The organism is Glaciibacter sp. 2TAF33, from assembly GCF_052114945.1.
Classification (GTDB): domain Bacteria; phylum Actinomycetota; class Actinomycetes; order Actinomycetales; family Microbacteriaceae; genus Cryobacterium.
The window spans coordinates 1-21,021 of sequence record NZ_JBFRFS010000018.1; the positions used below are offsets into that span (position 1 = coordinate 1).

Sequence of the window (21,021 nt, forward strand, 5' to 3'; positions counted from 1 at the left end):
GCGGCCGGTGTGCCGGGGGTGTTTCCCGTTCCCGGTGGTGCCGCCTCGACGGTTGTTGTCATATCCTCATTTTACCTGAGTTTCGTACTTAAGTCCACTACTTTTTTGCCCTGGTCTGGCAATTTACCGCCCTGAACCGGTGTCGGAGGTGGCTGCGATAATGGGCGGGGGACTGTGCCCGTATCGGCAGAGGCGCCATAGTTGCCGGGGTTCCTTCTCCGTCGATCGACCCGAATGTCGTGTCTGTATGTGGGTGTGTGGAAGCAGGATGCGGCCAACCACGGTGAGATCGAGTTTCGGAGCTATCTTCGTAGTCGCACCCACGTCCGCTCAACGCGCGACGGCAGCGCGCTACGCCGCCTCGAGCTCGCGCGACCTCGCGAGGTCGGCAGGATCGACTCTGATGTCAGAGCCCAGACTGTCGGCCCTCGCGCGAAGTTCATCCGACTCGCGGTCGTCATCCGAAGGGTGGTCACGCATGTGCACCGGTGCAAATTTGACGGGCTCGCCGCCGCTGGCCGCTGGCAACGCCAGCGGCGGCTGCGCCGGGTCGTCCGAACTGACCCTGTGGACCGGAACATCTCGGTGCGGGAGAGGGGACTTGAACCCCCACGCTCGAAAGCACAGGAACCTAAATCCTGCGTGTCTGCCAATTTCACCACTCCCGCGAGTGCCGTCCCAGTGTACTTTGCGCCGTGCGCCCGCCTGTGACTGCACCCGAAACGCGCCTGTGGATAAGTTCAGCGCGGCTTGTGAGATCGGAGCATCATGCTTCCATGAGCGAGGCCGTGCGCATCATCACCGAGCAGGTGCGGCTTCGCGTGCGCCGTGACGGCGTCGACCTCGCCTCCGACGGTCACCTTGCCGAGCAGTACGTGCACGCCGAGTTGCAGCGCTACAGCGAACGGGCCCTCGGTGGCTCACTGCCGCTGATCGGCGACGAGCATCAGGCCGCACGCGAGGTGGTGGCTTCGCTCACCGGATTCGGTGCACTGCAGCCGTTCCTCGATGACCCCGACATCGAAGAGATCTGGATCAACTCACCATCCCGCATCTTCGTCGCACGCGACGGAGTGCCTGAGCTCACCACGATGGTACTGTCCGAGCGCGACGTGCGCGATCTGGTCGAGCGGATGCTGCAGGCCTCCGGTCGGCGGGTCGATCTCTCGTCACCGTTTGTTGACGCATCGCTGCCCGACGGGTCCCGGCTGCACGTCGTGATTCCGGATATCACTCAGAAGCACTGGGCGGTCAATATTCGGAAGTTCACCCGGCGCATCCGTGAGGTCAACCAGCTGGTGACGTTGGGGTCGCTCAGCCAGCAGGCGGCCGAGTTTCTTAGGGTGTGCGTGCTGGCCGGTCAGAACATCCTGGTCTCGGGCGCCACCCAGACCGGCAAGACGACGATGCTGAACGCCTTGTTGTCCTGCACCCGGCACAACGAACGCATCGTGACGGTGGAGGAGACGTTCGAACTGGACCTCGCCGCACGCGACGTCGTGGCCATGCAGTGCCGCCAGCCAAGCTTGGAGGGAACCGGTGAGATCACGCTGCGCCGGCTGATCAAGGAATCGCTGCGAATGCGCCCGGATCGCCTGGTCGTTGGAGAGGTGCGCGAAGCCGAAAGCCTGGACCTGCTGATCGCATTGAACAGCGGCCTGCCCGGGATGTGCTCGATACACGCCAACAGCGCGCGTGACGCCCTCGCAAAACTGTCGACGTTGCCGCTGCTCGCCGGCCGGAACATCGACTCGTCATTCGTCCTGCCCACCGTCGCGGGGTGCATCGATATTGTGGTGCACTGCGAGATCGACCGGTTCGGGCATCGCCGAGTCGGTGAGATCATCGCCCCGAGTGGCCAACTGGCTGGGCCGATGATCGAGGCCAGCCCGATCTTTCGGACGATCGACGGCATGCTCGAGCCCACCGGTGGATATCCGACCAAGCTCGCCAAGTTCAACGCCGCCGGGCTCGACCCGGCAAGTGTGCTGCGCCGAGGTGCGACATGACGGTCATGCTGGGTTGCTTGCTCGGGGCCGGGCTGCTCCTCGTCGTCTCCCCGCTGCTCTGGCCGGTCGAGCGACGCCCGGCGTCGGTGCGCCCGAGGCTGCGTGACCGCCTGAAGGCCCGCCTGGTGCAGGCGGGGCTCGGGCAGTTGCCGCTCTCGGCCTTCATCGTCATCTCGGCGATCGTCGCCGTGGCGGCCGCCGCGCTGACCCAGGCCGTGCTCGCCATCCAACCGCTCACGGTGGTCGCACTCGTCAGCGGGCTTCTTCTCCCGTCGCTGCTGGTGGCCTGGAGAGCGCAGGCTCGGCGTCGAGCGAACCGCACCGTCTGGCCGGATGTAGTGGACCATCTGGTCGCCGCAGTGCGATCCGGTCTCGCGCTGCCCGATAGTGTCAGCAGCCTGTCCCTATCCGGTCCGGTGGCAACGCGGGCCGCTTTCGCCCAGTTCGAGCGCGAGTACCGGTCCACCGGCAGTTTCGGTCACAGCCTCGACCAGCTCAAGGCGGCCCTCGCAGACCCGATCGCCGACCGAATCCTGGAAACCCTTCGGATGGCCAGGGAAGTGGGAGGCAGCGATCTCACCGTGGTGTTGCGCAGCCTCGCGGCCTGGCTCCGGCAGGACACCGCGATCCGTCAGGAGGTCGAAGCCCGGCAGTCCTGGGTCGTGAACGCGGCAAAGCTCGGTGTGGCCGCACCCTGGATCGTGTTGCTCCTGCTCGCCTCCCGCCCCGAGGCGGCGCTGGCGTACAACACCCCGCCCGGCACCGTGGTCATCGTCGGCGGGCTCGCCGTCTCGGTCATCGCCTATCGGGTCATGATCGCCCTCGGTCGTTTTCCAGAAGAACGGCGGTGGTTCGAATGAGCGAGGCAGCGGCATGGGCGGTGTTCTGCGGCACGACCCTGGGCCTTGGACTTTGGTCGCTGGTCAGCATCACCCCGCGGCTCAGCCGTCCCCGCCTGGTGGACCGGGTCGCGCCGTACATCCTGGACGTGTCCGCCGAGGCACGAGCATTCGTCGGACGCCGCACCGTCGACCCCATTCCCGTGCTCGGCGCCCTGTTCGCACCCGTGGTCGGCCGCGTCACCCGGGCATTCGCGGAAGTGGTCGGCGGTGCGGACACCATCAAGCGCCGGTTGCACCAGTCCGGATCGTCGAAGTCCGTCGAACAATTCCGCTCCGAGCAACTGGTCGTCGGTCTTGTGGCACTGGTCGTCGGCGCATCCGTTGTGGTGCTGCTGCCGTCGATCCATGACCTGCCGGTTGGGGTGCAGCTGTTGCTGCCCCTGGTTGCCGGCCTGGCCGGTGCGCTGCTGCGGGACTGGGTGCTGCAACGGGCGGCACGCGCTCGACTGGCCCGGATGAGCAGCGAACTGCCGACGATCCTCGAATTCCTCACGCTCTCGCTGTCGGCGGGGGAGGGCATTCTGGATTCCCTTGGCCGGGTAGCCGTGACGAGTTCGGGGGAGGTCTCGCGCGAGTTCGCCGGGGTGCTGGCGGAGGTCCACACCGGGGTGCCGCTCGCCGTGGCGCTGAACGAGCTGGCGCAGCGGATCCAGCTTGCACCACTCACCCGGTGCCTCGACCAGATCACGGGTGCGCTGGAACGGGGGTCGCCATTGGCGGAGGTGCTGCGCGCGCAGGCACAGGACGCCCGCGACGAATCCAAGCGCGCCCTGCTCGAGCTCGCCGGCAAGAAAGAAGTGGCGATGCTGGTACCCCTGGTGTTCCTGATCCTGCCGATGACCGTGGTGTTTGCAATCTTCCCCGGCATCTTCGTGCTCCAATCCGGTTTCTGACCCGACAGGTCAGTCATGGCACCGCCCCAGAGAAAGGAAGACCAATGAAGACGCTCCGCCGGGGGTTCGCCCGCCGCTTCGGTCTGAACCGCACGGACCTGGCCGATGACACCGGGGACGTTCCCGGCTGGGTCCTAATCACGCTGATGACAGCGGGCCTTGTGATTATCATCTGGGGCCTCGCCGGTCCGGCATTGAGCGGAGTGTTCCAGCAGGCGATCGACCGAGTCAGCGGGTTCTGACCTCGGTCATGAGACGGATGGGGCTGAGATCGGCCCTCGGCGACGACTCCGGTTCCGCTGTCGCCGAGTTCGTCATGGTGGTCTCGCTGCTCACTGTGCTCACTCTTTCCGTACTCCAGCTCGGGCTGGCGCTGCACATCCGCAACACCGTGCTCGACGCAGCCGCGGAAGGTGCCCGCTTCGCGGCCCTCGCCGACAGCGGCCTGCCAGAGGGAGAAGCGCGCACCCGCGACCTCATCACCGCGGCCGTCGGGGCCGCCTACGCCACCAACGTGCGAGCCAGCTACGGGGCATATGCGGGGCACGCGAGTGCCCAGGTGACAGTGATTGCGCCGCTCCCGCTGCTGGGCCTGATCGGTCCGGGCAATGGCCTGGAGGTGGTGGGCCATGCCGCGGTGGAGACACTCGACCAGGAGTGACGCGACGGCGCGTGGAACGGGCACGTCTGACGCCGGCTCGGCATCGCTCGAGTTCATCACGGCCGGCATGATCCTGCTGGTGCCGCTCGTCTACCTGATCCTCGCGATGTCCGTGGTGCAGGGCGGCGCCCTGGCCGTGGAAGGCGCAGCGAGGCAGGCTGCCCGGGTGTACGTGCAGGCACCCGACGACGCCGAGGGCAGGGTGCGCGCCGCCCGGGCGGTCGAGTTCAGCCTGGCCGACTACGGCATCGCTGCCGGCGGGGCCGAGGTCCACATCCACTGTGAATCCGCCCGGAGCGGATGCCTCACCCGCCAGGCTCATGTGACGGTTACGGTTCGCATCACGGTTGCCCTGCCACTCGTCCCTGACGTGCTCTCCCTGCCCAGCGCCGTCAGCATCCCGATGCAGGCCTCCGCGACCCAGACAGTCTCGCGTTTCTGGAGCGGCGCCTCATGAACTCCAAGCGGATGCGACGCTGCGATTCCGAAGAAGGATCGACGCTCCTGCTCACCATTTTCTACGGATTCCTGGCCCTGGTGCTTGTCCTCGTTGTGGTGGCCGCCACGTCCCTCTACCTCGAGCGCAAGCGACTGCTCACCCTCGCCGACGGAGCCGCACTCGCCGGCGCCGAGGCCTTCCCGCTGGAATCGGTGGCACCGGCGTCGGGCACCGGCGTGCTGAAACCCGCGCTCAGCCCGGCAGAGGTCGACGCCGCGGTTCGGGACTATCTGGAGTCCGCACCGAACGCAGGATTTGAGGGACTGACCGTGGTGCGAGCGACATCCGTTGACGGCCAGAGTGCCACGGTGTCGCTGAGCGCGTACTGGCGACCGCCGGTGCTGACCCTTGTTCTCCCCGCCGGTGTGCCGCTTGGCGTGACGGCGGTGGCGCGGTCGGTGTTCTGGTAGCGGATAGCCTCAGTAGGGCGACCGCGACGGCGCCACGACGGGTGAGGAGTGACGTGCCGAGGAGTGACGTGCCGGGTGCTGATGTGCCCGGGTCGACTGCGCCGGGACGTCCCGGTACCGTGAAGCGTGGGCGCGCACTCGGCGCCGGCGCCCAGGTGGTCACGGAAGTCAGCATCAATTTCGGCTCGTCCCTGGCCGGCCTGGCGATCCCGCTTGTCGGCTCGCCGGTCGTGGTCGCGGCCCGCCAGATTGTCATGGTCACCGTACTGCTGCCGTTCTACCGGCCGAAGCTGGCGCACATGACCTGGAGCCGTCTCTGGCCGGCCCTCACACTCGGCCTCACCCTCGCCGTGATGAACGTCACCTTCTACCAGGCAGTCGACCTGCTGGGGCTCGGCATCGCGGCGACGATCGAATTCCTCGGCCCATTCTCGCTGGCCCTGGCCGCCTCACGACGACCGCTCGACTTCCTCTGTGCGATCGCCGCGGCCGCCGGGGTGGTGCTCCTCACCTGGACCGACGGCGCCCTCAGCCTGCCGGGCGTGCTGTTCGCGCTCGCCGCGGCCGTGTGCTGGGCGGCCTACATCCTGCTCACCCGGCGGGTGGCGATGGATTTCGCCGGGCTGGAGGGCATCTCGGTGGCGAGCATCGTGAGCCTGGCCCTGGTGCTGCCGATTGCCTTCGCGACGGTCGACTACTCGGCGCTCAACTGGATGGTCATTGGCCTGCTCGCTGCGATCGGGGTCCTGTCATCGGCCTTCCCCTACACGTTGGACACCTTCATCCTGCGTCGCATCTCGCCGCGCCTCTATGCCATCATCACGAGCTTCGGCCCGGTCATCGCCGCCGTGTTCGGCTGGCTGATCCTCGGGGAATCCTTCACGCTCCTGCAGCAGATCGCGATCGTCGTGGTGTGCGTCGCGGCCAGCGCCGCCATCGCGACCCAGCGGGAGCGCCCGAAGTCCGACCTCGAGCTGACCGCCGACGCGCTCACCTGACCCTCCCGCTCCCGTGAGAACGCACTTGTTGGGCTTATTCGACTCGGATAACCCCAACAAGTGCGTTCTCGCGTCACGGAAGGCGGGGATCCAGGGGAGGTTAAGGCGTTAGGAGTCGAGTTCCTGGAAGGCGGTGATCTGCAGGCCGCCCGGTGCTTCGAGCCGCGCGTTCAGTGAGCGCCACGGCGTCTCGGTCGGCGGAGCGACGACCTCGGCACCCGCCGCAGCAAGGCGCTCGGTGACGGCAGCGGCATCCGCTACTTCAAACGCGACACGGATGCTGCGGGTCGACCGCCGCGCGACGTCGCGTCCCACCTCCACCGCGTCGATCATGCGCACCTGGGCCGGGTTCGCGATCTCGAGGGTAGCCGTCGGCACGTTGAGGATGGCCACCCGTGCGCCGCCATCGCCCTCGAACGACTCGCGCTCGGTCAGCCCGAGCGCGTCGCGGAAGAAGGCAACGGCCTCCTCGAAGTCATCGGTCTCCACGACGAGCCGAAGTTGTTTCACAGGTTCAACGTCCATGTCCGACTTCAACGCCCGTCCCTGGCGAGGTGTTCCCCAACCCCCTCGCCGAGAACGCACTCGTTGGGGTTATTCGCGGGTGATAAACCCAACAAGTGCGTTCTCGCGAGGGAGGGAAGCGTGGGTACTCGGGGGGGGGGGTAGGGCTAGTCGACGATGAGGCCGAGGTGGGCGGCGAGCAGGGGCGCCATCAGGGAGAGCTGCGAGTCGTCGATCGTGGCGCCGCGGAGGCCCTCCACCCCGTGGACCGCTCCGAAATCGCTCGAGCGGAGATCGGCGTCCGCCAGCTTGGCGTTGGCGACGTCGAGTGTGCCGATACGGCAGTTCTGCAATTCGAATCGCTGCACGGTGGCGGTAGACAGGTCGAGCTCGTCGATGATGCAGTTGGAGAGGAGCACGTCGGTGAGCGTTGCGTTCCGCAGGTTCACGAAGTCGAGCTTGCAGCCGTCGAAGTGCACGGAGCGCAGGGTGGCGTCGTAGAGTTCGACGGAGCCGAGCCGGGAGTGGTCGATCCGCACGTCACGCCAGCTGGAGCGCGGCGCGCTGAACACGGGGGCGTGCACGTCGGCAGCGATGCACTCCGAGAACGTGGCCCCGCGCAGTTTGGTGTCGCCGAGCGACACCGCACGGAACTCGCACTCGCGGAACGTGATGCCGGTGAGGTCGAGTCCGCCGAGCTCGGCGCCGGTGAAGCGCTCGGCGTCGCGGCTGTCGCCCGCGCGCAGCAGGGTGCCGTCGTTGTCCACCAGGTCGACGAGAGTGATGGGGTCGATCTGTGGACCCCTGGTTTTGGTCTTCTTCGCCACGATTCGTGAAGCCCGGTGCTACGAGGCCGGAAGCGGCTCGAGCACGAAAACCGGGATTTGGCGGCTGGTCTTGACCTGGTAATCGGCGTAGGGCGGGTACGCCTCGACGGCGCGCTCCCACCACACGGACTTCTCCTCGCCTGTCACCTCACGGGCGATCATGTCCCACCGGCTCGGGCCGTCCTGCAACTGAACCTCGGGGTGCGCGCGCACGTTGTCGTACCAGAGCGGGTTCTTCGCGCTGCCGCCGAGGGACGCGACGATGGCATAGCTGCCGTCGTGCTCGACTCGCATCAGCGCGGCCTTCCGGATCTTGCCCGACCGGCGTCCCAGCGTGGTGAGAATGACCACGGGCATTCCGCGCAGTGTTGTCCCTTTCGTGCCGCCGGAGCTCTCGTACAGTTCGACCTGGTCGCGTACCCATTTCGCTGGGCTGGGTTCGTATTCACCGATGAGGGCCATGTCACCATTCAACCGCACGCCGGGTGAGGTGGCGGCATCCGCTGGTGCGGGCATCCGCTGCGGCGGGCATCCGCCAGGCCGCCTCGAGCGGATGACGTCCGACGAGCCTACCTCCTGTGTGCGCGGGGCGCTCCGGGCGGGCGCGACGTGTGCGGCGCGTACCGCGGGATGTACCGCCCCAGCAAGATGGCGCCGGCCAGCCCGAACGCCCCGACGATGCCTGCGGCGGCCGAGATCGAGATCAGCGCGGTCAGCCCGGCCACCGCCAAGGGCGCTGCGGCACCACCGAAGTCCCCGGTGAAGCGCCAGGCGCCGAGGAAGGGCGCCGGATTGTCTTTCGGTGCAAGGTCAGCGCCGAGCGTCATCAGGAGCCCGCTGCCGATCCCGTTCGCCACGGAGAGGAACATCGCCACCGCGATGAACCATTCGACGTTGGCCGGCAGGTCGTGGGTGAGCGCGAGGGCCACGTGGCCGAGCCCCAGGCCGATCATCGACGGGACAGCAGTCCAGATGCGGCCGAAGCGGTCCATGATCTGGCCGCTCACATAGAACAGGGCGAAATCGATCGCCCCGGCGATACCGATGATGAGCGCGGTATTGGATTCGGTGATGCCGATGCTCACCGCCCAGAGCGGAAGGATGACGGTGCGGCTGGCGCGCAGCGCGCCGATCAGCCCGGCGCCGGTTCCGAGCCGCGCCAGGACACCACGGTGATTCCAGATCGTTCGGAACAGTCCGTGCGATTCCTCTGCGGCGAGCTCCTCGCCGGCACTGCGGAGCGCGCCATCCGCTCCGACCGCCATTTGCGGCGGCCCGAACGTGCTCGACGGGTCGGGAAGCAGGAGGAGCATGACGGCGGCTCCCACGCAGGTGACGACGAACACCCAGAACACGATCTGCGTACCACCGGTGAGGTGGATCAGCCCAGCCGCGATGAACGGACCGACAAACCATCCGGCCCGGAAGATCCCGCCGAGGGTCGACAGGGCCCTGGCCCGGTAGGCCAGCGGCACATAGCTGGTCATGAATGCGTGGCGGGCAAGGGCGAACACGGCGGTGGCCAATCCGACCAGGAAGATCCCGATCCCGAGCACGACGGGGTTGGGCGCGACGATGCAGACGAGCACCGCGACGATGGTGAGAACGGATGCCCAGATCATCGCGTTTCGCTCCCCGATGCGGGAGACCACCCATCCGCTGGGGATGTCGCCGATCAGCTCGCCGAGCATCACCATGGCGGCGATCAGCCCGGCGACGGCCAGCGAGGCGCCGAGGTTGTGCGCGACGATCGGGATCAGCGGGATGATCGCGCCCTCGCCGATGGAGAACAGCAGCGTGGGCAGGAATGCGGCGAGTGCGACGGAGCGCAGGTTGAAGGGGCGCTCGGTCTCAGTCATGGCCCTTCGATGCTACGCCAGCGCGAACTACCCCTTCGCGAACTACCCCTTCCGAACTACCCCTTCCCGAACTACCCCCCGAAAACGCAGTAGTTGGGGTTATCACGCACTCATAACCCCAACGAATGCGGTTCTGGCGAACTAGGCCGTTTTCGGCGGGGTGGAGCGCGGGCCGGTAGGCTGGGGGCGACATGGATGAGCTGGATTTTTCGGAGCAGATCGCCGCACTGCGGGCCACCTTCAACGACATCCGGTCGGTGATCGACGTCGACCGGTTGCGCGCGGATATCGCCGACCTCAGCGAGCAGGCCGGCGTACCCGACCTGTGGGACGACACCGAGCGCGCCCAGAAGGTCACCAGCGCGCTCAGCCACCGGCAGTCCGACCTCGCCCGCGTGGAGAGCATCGCCTCCCGGCTCGACGACCTCGAGGTCCTGGTCGAACTCGCCAACGGTGAGAACGACCAGGAGTCAGCGGATGAGGCTGGCGTCGAGCTGGCAAGCATCCAGAAGATCATCGGCGAACTCGAGGTGCAGACCCTGCTGAACGGCGAGTTCGACCCGCGCCCGGCCGTGGTCACCATCCGCGCCGGCGCCGGCGGCGTCGACGCCGCCGACTTCGCCGAGATGCTCCAGCGGATGTATTTGCGCTGGGCCGAGCAGCACAGCTACTCCGCCACCGTGCTCGACACCAGCTACGCCGAAGAAGCCGGCATCAAGTCGACCACGATCGAGATCGACGCCCCGTACGCGTTCGGCACGCTGAGCGTCGAAGCCGGAACCCACCGCCTGGTGCGGATGAGCCCGTTCAACTCGGCCGGCAAACGCCAGACTTCCTTCGCGGCGGTCGAGGTGGTGCCGCTGATCGAACAGACCGACGTCATCGAAGTGCCGGACAACGACATCCGCGTCGACGTGTTCCGTTCCAGCGGCCCCGGCGGCCAGTCGGTGAACACCACTGACTCCGCCGTGCGCATCACGCACCTGCCCACCGGGATCGTGGTGAGCTGCCAGAACGAGAAGAGCCAGATCCAGAACCGCGCAGCGGCGCTCCGGGTGCTCCAGTCTCGCCTGTTGCTGCTGCAACGTGAGCAGGAGGCCGCGACCAAGAAGGAATTCGCGGGAACCATCACCGCGAGCTGGGGCGACCAGATGCGCAGCTACGTGCTCGCGCCGTACCAGATGGTCAAGGACCTGCGCACCGAGTACGAGGTCGGCAACCCCAGCCACGTGTTCGACGGTGATATCGACGGATTCATCGCCGCCGGCATCCGTTGGCGGAAGCAGAAGCCGAAAGACTGAATCGCGACAGGCTCGATCACCGCTCGACAGGCTCGATCACCGGATGACAGGCTCGATCACCGGGATCGACAGGCCCGATCAGCGGGTTGGGCATGTCGCTCTCGCCAAATCCAGATTGGCTGCTTAGGCTCAAAAGGCCATGATCCGCTTTGATCACATCACCAAACAATATCCGGGTACGAACCGACCGGCCCTGAACTCCATCGACGTTGAAATCCTGCGCGGCGAGTTCGTCTTCCTGGTCGGAGCTTCGGGCTCCGGAAAATCGAGCTGTCTCCGACTCATGCTGAAGGAGGAGAAGCCAACCAGCGGCAGCATTCACGTGCTCGGCCAGGACCTGCGCTCCATTTCCAACCGCAAGGTGCCCTACTTCCGGCGCAACCTCGGAGTCGTCTTCCAGGACTTCCGGCTGCTGCCGAACAAGACGGTCTACGAGAATGTCGCGTTCAGCCTGCAGGTGATCGGCAAGTCCCGCGGCTTCATTCAGGAAGCCGTCCCGGACACTCTCAAGATGGTAGGGCTCGCCGAGAAGGCGCAGCGCCTGCCGCACGAGCTCTCCGGTGGTGAGCAGCAGCGGGTGGCGATCGCCCGCGCCATCGTCAACAAGCCGCAGATCCTGCTGGCCGACGAACCGACCGGAAACCTCGACCCCACCACCAGTGCCGGCATCATGGCGCTGCTCGAGCGCATCAATGCCGGCGGCACGACCGTCGTGATGGCCACGCACGAGGCTGGCATCGTCGACCAGATGCAGCGCCGCGTGATCGAACTCGTCAGCGGCCAAATTGTGCGCGACGAGCGCCAGGGCGGTTACACCACGTCGATCCCCATCCAGGCCGAGGCAGCGGATGCGCCCGCGCGCGAAGCCGCGTCGGTTCCGGCCGGTTCCGCCGCGCCAGCCACCGGGGCGGTGCGCCAGCCTGCGTACGCACCTCCCGCTTCGGCTGCACCGGCGGCGCCGGCACAGCCGCTTGCCGCGTTCTACGCACCGAGCTCCGCCGCGGCACCACACTCCTCGGTGGACGGCGCGGCTCCGGCCGTACCGGCCGAACCGGCCGAGGCTGACGTGGCGGCGACCTCCGGTGCTGTTCCCGTGAGCCGCGAGCATGCCGCGACTGGCGCATCCGCCCTGCCGACGTCGACTCCCCAGTCGGCTACTGCAATCGACGCGGACTCCGGCATGCCCCGGACGACTCCGTTTACCAGCGCCATCCCCGTCGCCGCACCGGACAACCTGGTCGACGACGATTCCGCGCCGGCCGAGACGGCCGCACCGATGACCAGGCCGGTACTCCCGGTCACGCACCATGACGTGCCAGAACAGCTCACCCTCGCCGAGAAGCTCGGCTTGCGCGCGCCAGGGGAGAGACCGGACCCCGCCAGTGAGCAGAATGTAGGGCCCACCCGATGAGACTCGCCCTCGTATTGTCTGAAGCAGCCAACGGGCTGCGCCGCAACGCCTCGATGGTGGTGTCGGTCGTGCTCGTCACCTTCATCTCGCTGACCTTCGTCGGCGCCGCGATCCTGATGCAGATGCAGATCGGCCAGATGAAGAACTTCTGGTACGAGAAAGCACAGGTCGGCATCTACATGTGCACGGCCATCTCGCCGGGGGAGACGTGCACCGGCGGCGAGGCGACGCAGGAGCAGATCGACACCGTCGAGGCGCAGCTGAAGTCGCCGACCCTGGCCCCCTTCATCGACAAGTACTACTTCGAAACGCACGAGCAGGCGTTCGAGAACTTCAAGAAGCAGTTCGCCGGGAACCCGGTGGCCGACTACGTCACCCCTGACCAGCTCAACCAGACGTTCTGGGTGAACCTGAAGGACCCGTCGCAGGCCGACGTGCTGAAGGAGAGCCTGTCCGGGGTGGCCGGCGTGGAGAGCGTCGCCGACCAGCGCAAGTACCTCGACCAGATCTTCTCCGTCCTGAACGCCGGAAGCTACACGGCGATCGGAATCGCGGTGCTGATGCTCATCGCCGCCGCGCTGCTGATCGCAACAACGATCCGGCTGTCGGCCTTCTCCCGGCGGCGAGAGCTGGGGATCATGAGGCTGGTCGGGGCATCCAACCGCTTCATCCAGACGCCGTTCATCCTCGAGGGCGTCTTCGCGGCCTTGCTGGGGTCGGTCCTGGCCGGCGGCGCGATCGTCGCGATCGTGCACTGGTTCGTGCAGGGCTATCTGGGAGTACGATTCACCGGGTTCGCGCTGGTGGGTATCGATGACGCCCTGGTGGTGGTGCCGATCCTGCTGGTCTGTGGCGGGGTGCTGGCGGCGCTGTCCGCCAACTTCGCGATCACGCGCTACCTCAGGGTGTAAGGGACCGGGCGGCGCCCCGGGCGTGGCGTGGACCGCCCGGCGGCGCGCTAGACTGATGGGCTGCCCGGCGTGAGCCCGGGTGCAACCGAGACAGGACGAGGAGAACGCCGTGCCCAGGGAACGTGGCGAAAAGGTCGTGGCGACCAACCGCAAGGCGCGCCATAACTATCTCATCGAGGACACCTACGAAGCCGGCATGGTTCTCAGCGGGACCGAAGTGAAGTCGCTACGGGCGGGCCGTGCCTCCCTCGTCGACGGATACGCGTTCATCGAAGCGGGGGAAGCCTGGCTGGACGCGGTTCACATTCCCGAGTACACCGCGGGCACCTGGACCAATCACCCGCCGCGGCGCAAGCGCAAGCTGCTGCTGCACAAGAACGAGATCGTCAAGATCAGCCACAAGACCAAAGAGGGCGGGTACACCCTCGTGCCGCTGAAGATCTACTTCAGTGACGGCCGGGCCAAGGTGGAGATCGCCGTGGCCAAGGGCAAGAAGGAATACGACAAGCGCCAGACGCTGCGGGAGCGCCAGGACAAGCGCGAGTCCGACCGTGCCATCTCGGCTCGCCGCCACCTCGGCGACTAGGCTCAGCCCTTCTCGGCACCCTCGGTGGTGTTCATCAGCCGTTTCTGGAAGATGAAGAACAGCACCGCCACCGGGATGGTCATCAGCACGGCGCCGGCCATCTTCAACGGATACTGGTTTCCAGAGCCGAGCTGCCCGGAGAACAGCGAGGCGATGCCCGTGGTCAGCGTGTTCAGGTCCGGGTTCTGCCTCGAGATGATGAAATGCGCGAACTCGTTCCAGGAACCCTGGAAGCTGAGGATGAACAGGGTCACCAGCGCGGGCCGCGCCATCGGGAGCACGATGGTCCAGAAGCTGCGGAAGATTCCGGCGCCGTCGATCCTGGCCGCCTCCTCGACACTCACTGGGATCGACTCGAAGAACTGTTTCATGATGAAGATGCCGGCCGCGTCCACCAGCAGCGGGATGATCATGCCGGCGTAACTGTCGTAGAGCCCCAGTTGCTTCAGGATCAGGAAGCGCGGAATCAGAAGCACCACATTGGGCACCGCCATGACCGCCAGCAGGCCCGCGAACACAACGCCGCGCCCCCGGAACCTGAGGCGGGACAGGGCGTAGCCGGCCAGGCTGTCGAAGAACACGCGGCCCACGGTCACCAGGACCGTGACCAACGCCGAGTTCAGGGTCCAGAGCGGCAGCGGGACATCCGTGAACAGACGCTCGTAGGCGGTGAAGGTCCAGGTCGTCGGCAGGAGCGAGAGCGGATTGTTGGTGGCGTCGGCGTCGCTCTTGAACGAGGACGCCAGGGAGATGAGGAACGGATAGATGTAGATGACCGCGAGAATGATCAGCATGAGATAGCTGAGCGCGGCTGTGGTGCGAAGGCGCCAGCCGAGGGTGTGCTGGCGCTCACGGACGCGGCTCATGGCGTGCTCCCTGATTTCCCGGTGGTTCGTTCCGCCGCACGGCCGGTGGCGTTGCCCCCGGCGCCTCCCGCCGTGCCGAGCGGGGCGGCGCCGGCGGTCATCAGCCGGGCCAGGTCCTTGTCCACCCGTCCGCTGTCTTTTCGCTCCCGCAGGACGTACCGCTGGAGCGCGGTCAACGCGATGATGATCAGGAACAGCACGAAGGAGATCGCCGCTCCCTGGCCCCAGTTAAGGCCCTTGAACGACGTCTGGTAGGCGAGGAACGCGGGGGTGAGCAACGTCTTGCCCGGGGCCCCACCACCGGTGAGATAGATCTGGTCGAAGACCTGCCAGGTCCCGATCAGACCGAGCGTCAGCACGGTGAACAACGTCGGCTTCAGCATCGGCAGCGTCACCGAGAAGAATTTGCGGAAGGCGCCGGCGCCGTCCATCAGGGCGGCTTCCTCCACCTCGGCGCCGATATTCTGCAACGCGGCCAGGAAGAGCAGCATGAAGGTGCCGGAGGTCGTGAACACCGCGAGCAGGATCAGGGCGCTCATGGCCACGCTCGGCCCGCTCAGCCAATCCCACCAGCTCAGTCCGAGCGGGCCGGCGCCGGCGAGCGCAGCGGGGGCCGAATCCACCCCGAACAGTCCGAGGAAGTTGTGGATCAGCCCGCTCGGGTCGGCGAACCAGGTGGGGCCTTTCGCGCCGAGGGCGGCGATGATCTGGTTGACGGCTCCGGTCGCGCCGAAGAGGAACAGCCAGATCGCGGTGATGGCGATGGAACTGGTCACCGACGGGAAGTAGAAGGCGGTGCGGAAGAATCCGCGGCCGCGGAGCACGCGCCGGTTGACCTGCACGGCCAGGAAGAGAGCGAGGGCTGTCTGCAGTGGAACGACCAGGATCACATAATAGAAATTGTTGCGGATGGACGTGCCGAAGTCTTTCTGCGCCAGGCCGGGATCGGTGAGGACGGCCTGGTAGTTCGTGGTGCCGACGAAGCTCACCTGCGGGTTCAGGGGGGAGCCGAGCCCGCCCCAGTCGCTGAAGCTCACCCAGAGCGCCAGGAAGATCGGGATGACCAGGAAGACGCCGATGATGATCAGTGACGGGGCGGTGAACAGCCAGCCGTAGCGCGCCTCGCCGCGGCGGAGGCTCGGGCGCCTGGGGGCGGAAGCCCGGTTCGATGTATCCGTCATCACAGCACCTCTCCGATTCGCGCGGTCAGGAGTCGAGCGCTGGCCCGGCCGAAACCGGACCAGCGTCGGCTCACTGTTACTTGTTGGCGGCGTCCAGCGCGCTCTGCAGATTGGTCTGGAGAGCGGCAAGAATTGCTTTCGGATCGCCGGTCGCGATGCCCTGCAACTGCGAGTTGAAGTCCGTGATCACCGTGGCCGCCCCGGCAAATGCCACCGGGCTGACCGCATAGTCGTTACCGGTGACGAAGGCCTGGTTCTCCGGGTACGTCGTCGCATAGGTCTTCGCGGCGCTCTCGGTGGAGGGGATGACGCCGAACGCCTTCGAGAACTCCAGCTGCTGTTTGTCACTGGTCAGGAAACTGACCAGGCTCTCCGCAGCAGATGAGGTCGACGACTGGGCGGGAATGCCCCAGCAGTTGCTGAACGTGAAAGTTGACTGGCCGCCCGGGCCGGCCGGCAGTTCGGCTACCGTGTACTTGAGGTCGGGGTAGTCGCCCTTGAGCCCGCTGATCCACGGACCTTCGATGACCATCGCGGCCTTGCCCTTGCCGAGTGCTTCACCGCTCCAGCCGGAGTCGATCTCGGCCGGGAACTTCAGCACGCCATCGCTCACCAGCTTCTGCACCTCCTGCAGGCCGGCCAGGTTCTCCGGCGTGTCTGCGGTGACCTTCTTGCCATCCTTGCTCAGCAGCGACCCGCCCGCCTGGTTCATGAACACGCCGATGCGGGCATATTCCGCGCCGAACGAGAGTCCGGCCGTGGTCGGTGTGGTCAGCTTCTTCGCCGCCGCTTCCAGGCCTGCCCAGTCCTTGGGGATGTCGGCGTCCGTCAGGCCGGCAGCAGTCCACATGTCGGTGTTGATGATCAGTCCGAGGGTGGAGAAGTCCTTGGGCTCGCAGTAGAACGTGTCCTTGTAGGTGAAGGCGTCTTTCAAGGCCGGGTAGAAGTCACCCTTGTTGGCCGCATCCTTGGCGTAGGGCTCCAGGTACTTCTTGCTCGCGTACGTCTGGAACTGGTCCCAGCCCATGTAGAACAGGTCGGGCGGGTTCCCACCGGCGAAACCCTGTCCCAGTTGCTGCACCAGGTCGTTGGCCGCCACCACCTTGGCGCTTGCCTTGTTGTCTTTGGCCCAGGCATCGACGGCGTCGGTGACGGCCTTCGTCTCGGCGTCACCGCTCGAGCCGATCATCACGGTCAGTTTCGCACCCGCGACGTCTCCGCCCCCCGAGCCACCTCCGCTGCCGCCGGACGAACAGGCGGCGAGACCGATCATCAGCCCGCTTGCGGCGAGCATGGCGCCCCAGCGCGCTCCCTTTCGGAGTTTCATGGTCGTTCCTTTCATTTGTGATTGCCGGCCGCACTCTTGGTGACGGTCGCTGTGTCGTCCTCGTAGCGCGCGAGATGCGTGGATCGCCGGGAGACGAGCTTGGGGGTGATCAAACGGTGGCGGGGATCGTCACCGCCACGGTGGATGACGGTGTTTCCGGTGTCGCCCATCAACAGTTCCAGTGCGCCGGCGGCCACCTCGTTGAGCGGTTGTTCCACGCTGGAGAGTCCGACCGCCTGGGCGACCGGAGTGTTGTCGTAGCCGATGATGGGCACGTCGGCGAGACCGGGCCCGGACGCGGCCATCAACGCGCCCAGGGCCAGGGAATCGCTGGCGCAGACCAGCGCGTCGGGCCGAGCGCGCTCGAGCAGACCCGCGACGGCCGTGCGGGCGCTTTCCACGTCGTCCTCGACCGCGACGCTCAGCAGATCGAGGTCCGCGGCGCCCGCGAATTGTTCTGTCATGGCCGTTTCCCACCCACGGCGGCGGTCGTCGCCGGTGCCCGACGGGCTCGGCCAGCCCACATACCCGATTCGGCGGGCACCCCGGGCGGCGAGGTCGGTCGTCGCCTCGTGCAGGCCGGCGAACCCGTCCACGTCCACCCAGAGATGCTGCGGGTCGTTCATGTCGTCGATTCCCCACGGGCGGCCGAACGTCACGAACGGCACGTGATGCTCGATTAGCCATTCCGTGCGCTTGTCTCCGTAGAACGTGGAAGTGAGCACGAACGCGTCGACATCCGCGCCGTCCCGGAGCTTCCGGATCTGCCGGATCTCGCTCTCCGGATCGGTGGCGGTGAAGATCAACACGCGCATTCCACGTTCGTCGGCTTGCTCAGTCAGCGCATGCAGGAAACGGTCCAGCACGGATCCGGAGATCCCGTTGGTCATCGGGTCGAGCCGGATGCCGATCGTCGACGATTTCTGGGTGCGGAGCCGCCGGGCTGACGCGTGGGGACGATACCCCAGCTTCGCGATCGCGGACTCCACCCGTTTGCGAGTGTCCGGTCGAACGATGTCGGGCGAGTTGATCACATTTGACACGGTCTGGCGGGAAACGTGAGCCACCCGGGCCACGTCGTCAACGGTCGGCAACAGTCCCACTGTGGCCTCCTTGCCGCGCCGTGGATCAGGTCTGGAGCTGTGATCGATCAAATATTTGATCGTTCAAATCCTGAGTGTTATGTTACCCAGATAGCCGCGACTGTCAACGGGCCGCGGACACATCACAGAGTCGGGGCGCCGCCAATGTCACTTCCACAGCAGCCGTTACCCTCGCCGCAGCCTCTCGCCCCGGCGCCGGATCTCCAGCCGCTGCTGCACGACAGCCTGGTGCAGCTCAGTGCGCCGTCGCAGGCCTGGTGCGGCGCGAACGGGGAGATGGGGGAGCGGCCGATCCACGGCTACTTCCACTCAGACACCCGTATTCTCTCCGGCTTGGCGCTCCGGGTCGGCGGTGAGAATCCGGAGCACCTGATGCATGCGGCAGTGGATCCTGCCACGTTGCGGTTCGTCGCGCTGGCCCGCGGACTGGACGACGCGTCGGCCGATCCGAAAATCCGAGTGGAGCGGGTCCGGGGCGTCGCACCGGGCGGGATGTCGGAGTCGATCACCCTGTCGTCGGCGCTTTCGGCCGAGGTGCGCACCACCATCTCGCTTCGGCTGCACTTCACTGCCGACGCCATGCAGGCGGTGAAGGCCGGCATGGCGGGCAGCGGCGCGATGCCCATCACGGTTGCGGAGGACACCGTGCACCTGGCCGCTGGATCGTTGACGGCGTCGGTGACGGCGGGCGGCGCATCCGTCGCCCGGTCGGAGACGGGCAGCGTCACGCTGGACTGGCCGGTCACGGTGCCGGAGCACGGCAGCGTGCGGGTGACGTGGGCGCTGACCGTGAGTGACGCCCATGCGGTGGTCGTGGCTGCCGGTGGCAGCCCGGAATGGGCGACGGCGAGCGTGCGGAGCGGGGACTCCCGGCTCGGGTTTTGGGTGGAGCAGGCCCTCGGCGACCTCACGGCCCTGCGGATGGCGCGTTCGGACGCGCCGGCCGAGGTGTTCCTCGCCGCCGGCGCGCCCTGGTTCTTCACGCTTTTCGGGAGGGACTCGATTTGGGCGGCCCGATTCCTGCTGCCACTCGGCACGGAACTGGCCGCTTCGACGCTCCGGGTGCTCGCCGAGCTGCAAGGCACCCGCGACGTGGCGCACACGGCAGAGCAGCCGGGCAAGATCATGCACGAACTTCGGGCCGCTCCGCTGGCCATTCCGGGCGAGAACATCATGCTCCCGCCGCTCTACTACGGCACCGTAGACGCCACGGCGCTCTGGATCACGCTGCTGCACGATGCGTGGCAGTGGGGGATGCCCGACGCGGAGGTCGCGGCGTTGCTTCCCCATCTTGACGCGGCATTGGCCTGGATGCGGGACTTCGGCGACAGCGACGGCGACGGATTCCTGGAGTACGTCGACACCACCGGGCACGGTTTGGCCAACCAGGGCTGGAAGGACTCCGGCGACTCCATCCAGTGGCGCGATGGCCGGCTCGCGACGGGCCCGATCGCGCTGTGCGAGGTGCAGGGGTACGCCTATGAGGCGGCCATCGGCGGCGCCGAGCTGCTCGACCGGTTCGGGCGGGTGGACGCGAAGGGGCGTCCCGCCGGCACCGAGTGGCGCGAGTGGGCCGCCGCGCTCAAGGCTCGGTTTGCGGCTTCGTTCTGGATCGATGACCCGGCCGGGGCCTATCCGGCCATCGCCCTCGACGCGGGCAAGCAGCGGGTCGACACCGTCACGAGCAATATCGGGCACCTCCTCGGCACCGGAATCCTCGATCAGCCCGGATCCCGGCTCGTTGCCGACCGCCTGGTCGGCGCGGCGCTGAATTCGGGATACGGCCTCCGCACCATGTCCACCGACGCCCGCGGGTATTGGCCGCTCAGCTATCACGGCGGGTCGGTCTGGACCCACGACACGGCCATCGCCATCAGCGGTCTCGGACGGTCCGGTTTCGGAGCGGAAGCCGCGGCGCTGATTCGCGGGCTGCTCGCCGCGGCCGAGGGCTTCGACTACCGGATGCCGGAATTGCACTCGGGCGACCCGGCCGATGAATTCGCCGCACCGGTGCCGTACCCGGCTGCGTGCCGGCCGCAGGCCTGGTCGGCCGGCGCGGCCGTGGCGGTACTCGCCACAGCGCTGGGCCTGACGCCGGATCCCCGCAGCGGCACGGTGGCGATCTCCCCGCTGCCGGGACTGGGCACGGTGACCGTTGACGGCCTTCGCTTCGCCGGGCATCCGTTCGGAGTGACAACGGACGCCGAGGGTCATGTGACGGGGACCACCGCGCCGGGCATAGATCCCACCTCGAAAGTGTTGTAGTGTGAAAGGCTGCGCCCGCCTTGGTAACTCCTGCGGCGCAGGTTTGGAAACTCAACAGCGTGTGACAGGACCCACCTTTTCAGGTGTGCATGGGGATGATCGGTTTCGACATTGCCTGCGCAATTGTGAGAAGCGGGTCGAGGATGCAGGGTTATCTCGTAAACGATCCCCGCAAAACAATAAGTGCCAATTCAAAGCGCACTGACTTCGCTCTCGCTGCCTAAGCGAAAGCACTAATGAAGTCCGTCAGACCGGGAATGCTCTCTACCCGGACCCTGGCGCAATTGAGAGAGATTGCTTCTACACTGAGCCGCGGGGTGTAGAGGGACTCAAACGAAGGCTGGGCTCGTCGGATTAGATGCCAGTGGCAAATTCCGGAGCCGAGTAGAACGATTTCACTGGATACACCCGTAGAAGGCACATGACCACAGCAGTGGACGGGGGTTCAATTCCCCCCATCTCCACATCGGTCCTGTCACGCGTTGTTGTCGCGAAAAGGCCGCCCGGT

The 21,021-nt window shown here is 66.7% G+C and carries 21 protein-coding genes, 1 tRNA gene and 1 other RNA gene; 14 read left to right on the forward strand and 9 right to left on the reverse strand.

Going from position 1 to position 21,021, the window contains the following annotated elements; genetic code table 11:
- Positions 1-586: 586 nt before the first annotated feature.
- Positions 587-668: transfer RNA gene (locus AB4Y94_RS16355), tRNA-Leu, on the reverse strand.
- A gap of 108 nt (positions 669-776) precedes the next feature.
- On the opposite strand from AB4Y94_RS16355, the gene AB4Y94_RS16360 reads away from it, so the two are divergent.
- The 8 genes from AB4Y94_RS16360 to AB4Y94_RS16395 are packed head-to-tail and all read left to right on the forward strand — an operon-like array spanning position 777 to position 6,372.
- Positions 777-2,009 (forward strand): CpaF family protein, encoded by a 1,233-nt coding sequence (locus tag AB4Y94_RS16360; protein ID WP_441729065.1) that lies wholly within the window; start codon positions 777-779, stop codon positions 2,007-2,009.
- Positions 2,006-2,869: a type II secretion system F family protein gene (locus tag AB4Y94_RS16365; protein ID WP_441729066.1), complete on the forward strand. Its 864-nt coding sequence runs from the start codon at positions 2,006-2,008 to the stop codon at positions 2,867-2,869. The genes AB4Y94_RS16360 and AB4Y94_RS16365 overlap by 4 nt, the downstream gene beginning before the upstream one ends.
- Positions 2,866-3,804, forward strand: coding sequence for a type II secretion system F family protein (locus tag AB4Y94_RS16370; RefSeq protein ID WP_441729068.1), 939 nt, complete (start codon positions 2,866-2,868; stop codon positions 3,802-3,804). Before AB4Y94_RS16365 ends, AB4Y94_RS16370 begins: the two co-directional genes overlap by 4 nt.
- Positions 3,805-3,848: 44 nt before the next feature.
- Entirely contained in the window at positions 3,849-4,046 is a 198-nt protein-coding gene (locus tag AB4Y94_RS16375; protein ID WP_441729069.1) for a hypothetical protein, read from the forward strand.
- A gap of 17 nt (positions 4,047-4,063) precedes the next feature.
- Positions 4,064-4,465, forward strand: coding sequence for a TadE/TadG family type IV pilus assembly protein (locus tag AB4Y94_RS16380; protein WP_441729070.1), 402 nt, complete (start codon positions 4,064-4,066; stop codon positions 4,463-4,465).
- A complete protein-coding gene (locus tag AB4Y94_RS16385) occupies positions 4,434-4,922 on the forward strand; it encodes a hypothetical protein (protein WP_441729071.1) in 489 nt (162 codons plus the stop codon). The genes AB4Y94_RS16380 and AB4Y94_RS16385 overlap by 32 nt, the downstream gene beginning before the upstream one ends.
- Entirely contained in the window at positions 4,919-5,374 is a 456-nt protein-coding gene (locus AB4Y94_RS16390; RefSeq protein ID WP_441729072.1) for a pilus assembly protein TadG-related protein, read from the forward strand. Before AB4Y94_RS16385 ends, AB4Y94_RS16390 begins: the two co-directional genes overlap by 4 nt.
- Before the next feature lie 53 nt (positions 5,375-5,427).
- Positions 5,428-6,372, forward strand: a complete 945-nt coding sequence (locus AB4Y94_RS16395; protein WP_441729073.1) for an EamA family transporter — start codon at positions 5,428-5,430, stop codon at positions 6,370-6,372.
- A gap of 108 nt (positions 6,373-6,480) precedes the next feature.
- Here the strand turns inward: AB4Y94_RS16395 and AB4Y94_RS16400 are convergent, their stop codons facing one another.
- The 4 genes from AB4Y94_RS16400 to AB4Y94_RS16415 form a co-directional block, all read right to left on the reverse strand.
- Positions 6,481-6,897, reverse strand: coding sequence for a VOC family protein (locus AB4Y94_RS16400; RefSeq protein ID WP_441729074.1), 417 nt, complete (start codon positions 6,895-6,897; stop codon positions 6,481-6,483).
- A 146-nt stretch (positions 6,898-7,043) separates the two neighbouring features.
- Positions 7,044-7,703, reverse strand: coding sequence for a pentapeptide repeat-containing protein (locus AB4Y94_RS16405; protein ID WP_441729075.1), 660 nt, complete (start codon positions 7,701-7,703; stop codon positions 7,044-7,046).
- 18 nt (positions 7,704-7,721) lie between these two features.
- The gene (locus tag AB4Y94_RS16410; RefSeq protein ID WP_441729076.1) at positions 7,722-8,165 is read right to left on the reverse strand and encodes a nitroreductase family deazaflavin-dependent oxidoreductase; all 444 of its coding nucleotides are present in this window, start codon (positions 8,163-8,165) and stop codon (positions 7,722-7,724) included.
- A 107-nt stretch (positions 8,166-8,272) separates the two neighbouring features.
- On the reverse strand, positions 8,273-9,562 hold the full coding sequence (locus AB4Y94_RS16415) for an MFS transporter (protein WP_441729077.1): 1,290 nt from the start codon (positions 9,560-9,562) through the stop codon (positions 8,273-8,275).
- Between the two features lie 191 nt (positions 9,563-9,753).
- Between AB4Y94_RS16415 and prfB the strand changes: the two genes are divergently transcribed.
- From prfB to smpB, 4 genes are all read left to right on the forward strand, one after another.
- Positions 9,754-10,863, forward strand: a complete 1,110-nt coding sequence (gene prfB / locus AB4Y94_RS16420; protein WP_441729078.1) for a peptide chain release factor 2 — start codon at positions 9,754-9,756, stop codon at positions 10,861-10,863.
- A 139-nt stretch (positions 10,864-11,002) separates the two neighbouring features.
- Positions 11,003-12,274, forward strand: coding sequence for a cell division ATP-binding protein FtsE (gene ftsE, locus AB4Y94_RS16425; protein ID WP_441729079.1), 1,272 nt, complete (start codon positions 11,003-11,005; stop codon positions 12,272-12,274).
- Positions 12,271-13,185 (forward strand): permease-like cell division protein FtsX, encoded by a 915-nt coding sequence (ftsX, locus tag AB4Y94_RS16430; RefSeq protein WP_441729080.1) that lies wholly within the window; start codon positions 12,271-12,273, stop codon positions 13,183-13,185. Before ftsE ends, ftsX begins: the two co-directional genes overlap by 4 nt.
- A gap of 109 nt (positions 13,186-13,294) precedes the next feature.
- On the forward strand, positions 13,295-13,771 hold the full coding sequence (smpB, locus tag AB4Y94_RS16435) for an SsrA-binding protein SmpB (protein WP_441729081.1): 477 nt from the start codon (positions 13,295-13,297) through the stop codon (positions 13,769-13,771).
- A gap of 2 nt (positions 13,772-13,773) precedes the next feature.
- Here the strand turns inward: smpB and AB4Y94_RS16440 are convergent, their stop codons facing one another.
- The 4 genes from AB4Y94_RS16440 to AB4Y94_RS16455 form a co-directional block, all read right to left on the reverse strand.
- The gene (locus AB4Y94_RS16440) at positions 13,774-14,637 is read right to left on the reverse strand and encodes a carbohydrate ABC transporter permease (protein ID WP_441729082.1); all 864 of its coding nucleotides are present in this window, start codon (positions 14,635-14,637) and stop codon (positions 13,774-13,776) included.
- On the reverse strand, positions 14,634-15,818 hold the full coding sequence (locus tag AB4Y94_RS16445; protein ID WP_441729083.1) for a carbohydrate ABC transporter permease: 1,185 nt from the start codon (positions 15,816-15,818) through the stop codon (positions 14,634-14,636). Before AB4Y94_RS16445 ends, AB4Y94_RS16440 begins: the two co-directional genes overlap by 4 nt.
- A 76-nt stretch (positions 15,819-15,894) precedes the next feature.
- The gene (locus tag AB4Y94_RS16450; protein ID WP_441729084.1) at positions 15,895-17,145 is read right to left on the reverse strand and encodes a sugar ABC transporter substrate-binding protein; all 1,251 of its coding nucleotides are present in this window, start codon (positions 17,143-17,145) and stop codon (positions 15,895-15,897) included.
- Between the two features lie 11 nt (positions 17,146-17,156).
- Positions 17,157-18,248 (reverse strand): LacI family DNA-binding transcriptional regulator, encoded by a 1,092-nt coding sequence (locus tag AB4Y94_RS16455; protein ID WP_441729085.1) that lies wholly within the window; start codon positions 18,246-18,248, stop codon positions 17,157-17,159.
- A gap of 144 nt (positions 18,249-18,392) precedes the next feature.
- Between AB4Y94_RS16455 and AB4Y94_RS16460 the strand changes: the two genes are divergently transcribed.
- Both AB4Y94_RS16460 and ssrA read left to right on the forward strand, forming a co-directional pair.
- On the forward strand, positions 18,393-20,513 hold the full coding sequence (locus AB4Y94_RS16460) for a glycogen debranching N-terminal domain-containing protein (RefSeq protein ID WP_441729086.1): 2,121 nt from the start codon (positions 18,393-18,395) through the stop codon (positions 20,511-20,513).
- 91 nt (positions 20,514-20,604) lie between these two features.
- Positions 20,605-20,980: a transfer-messenger RNA gene (gene ssrA, locus AB4Y94_RS16465) on the forward strand.
- Positions 20,981-21,021 lie beyond the last annotated feature (41 nt).

What these genes read in the sequence shown, in the direction of transcription:
- prfB (WP_441729078.1), top strand. Translation starts at nt 9,754, where the DNA reads ATGGATGAGCTGGATTTTTCGGAGCAGATCGCCGCACTGCGGGCCACC.
- AB4Y94_RS16360 (WP_441729065.1), top strand. Translation starts at nt 777, where the DNA reads ATGAGCGAGGCCGTGCGCATCATCACCGAGCAGGTGCGGCTTCGCGTG.
- AB4Y94_RS16460 (WP_441729086.1), top strand. Translation starts at nt 18,393, where the DNA reads ATGTCACTTCCACAGCAGCCGTTACCCTCGCCGCAGCCTCTCGCCCCG.
- AB4Y94_RS16450 (WP_441729084.1), bottom strand. Translation starts at nt 17,145, where the DNA reads ATGAAACTCCGAAAGGGAGCGCGCTGGGGCGCCATGCTCGCCGCAAGC.
- AB4Y94_RS16365 (WP_441729066.1), top strand. Translation starts at nt 2,006, where the DNA reads ATGACGGTCATGCTGGGTTGCTTGCTCGGGGCCGGGCTGCTCCTCGTC.
- AB4Y94_RS16400 (WP_441729074.1), bottom strand. Translation starts at nt 6,897, where the DNA reads ATGGACGTTGAACCTGTGAAACAACTTCGGCTCGTCGTGGAGACCGAT.
- AB4Y94_RS16370 (WP_441729068.1), top strand. Translation starts at nt 2,866, where the DNA reads ATGAGCGAGGCAGCGGCATGGGCGGTGTTCTGCGGCACGACCCTGGGC.
- AB4Y94_RS16445 (WP_441729083.1), bottom strand. Translation starts at nt 15,818, where the DNA reads ATGACGGATACATCGAACCGGGCTTCCGCCCCCAGGCGCCCGAGCCTC.
- ftsX (WP_441729080.1), top strand. Translation starts at nt 12,271, where the DNA reads ATGAGACTCGCCCTCGTATTGTCTGAAGCAGCCAACGGGCTGCGCCGC.
- AB4Y94_RS16380 (WP_441729070.1), top strand. Translation starts at nt 4,064, where the DNA reads ATGGGGCTGAGATCGGCCCTCGGCGACGACTCCGGTTCCGCTGTCGCC.
- AB4Y94_RS16410 (WP_441729076.1), bottom strand. Translation starts at nt 8,165, where the DNA reads ATGGCCCTCATCGGTGAATACGAACCCAGCCCAGCGAAATGGGTACGC.
- ftsE (WP_441729079.1), top strand. Translation starts at nt 11,003, where the DNA reads ATGATCCGCTTTGATCACATCACCAAACAATATCCGGGTACGAACCGA.
- AB4Y94_RS16385 (WP_441729071.1), top strand. Translation starts at nt 4,434, where the DNA reads ATGCCGCGGTGGAGACACTCGACCAGGAGTGACGCGACGGCGCGTGGA.
- AB4Y94_RS16390 (WP_441729072.1), top strand. Translation starts at nt 4,919, where the DNA reads ATGAACTCCAAGCGGATGCGACGCTGCGATTCCGAAGAAGGATCGACG.
- AB4Y94_RS16375 (WP_441729069.1), top strand. Translation starts at nt 3,849, where the DNA reads ATGAAGACGCTCCGCCGGGGGTTCGCCCGCCGCTTCGGTCTGAACCGC.
- AB4Y94_RS16415 (WP_441729077.1), bottom strand. Translation starts at nt 9,562, where the DNA reads ATGACTGAGACCGAGCGCCCCTTCAACCTGCGCTCCGTCGCACTCGCC.
- AB4Y94_RS16440 (WP_441729082.1), bottom strand. Translation starts at nt 14,637, where the DNA reads ATGAGCCGCGTCCGTGAGCGCCAGCACACCCTCGGCTGGCGCCTTCGC.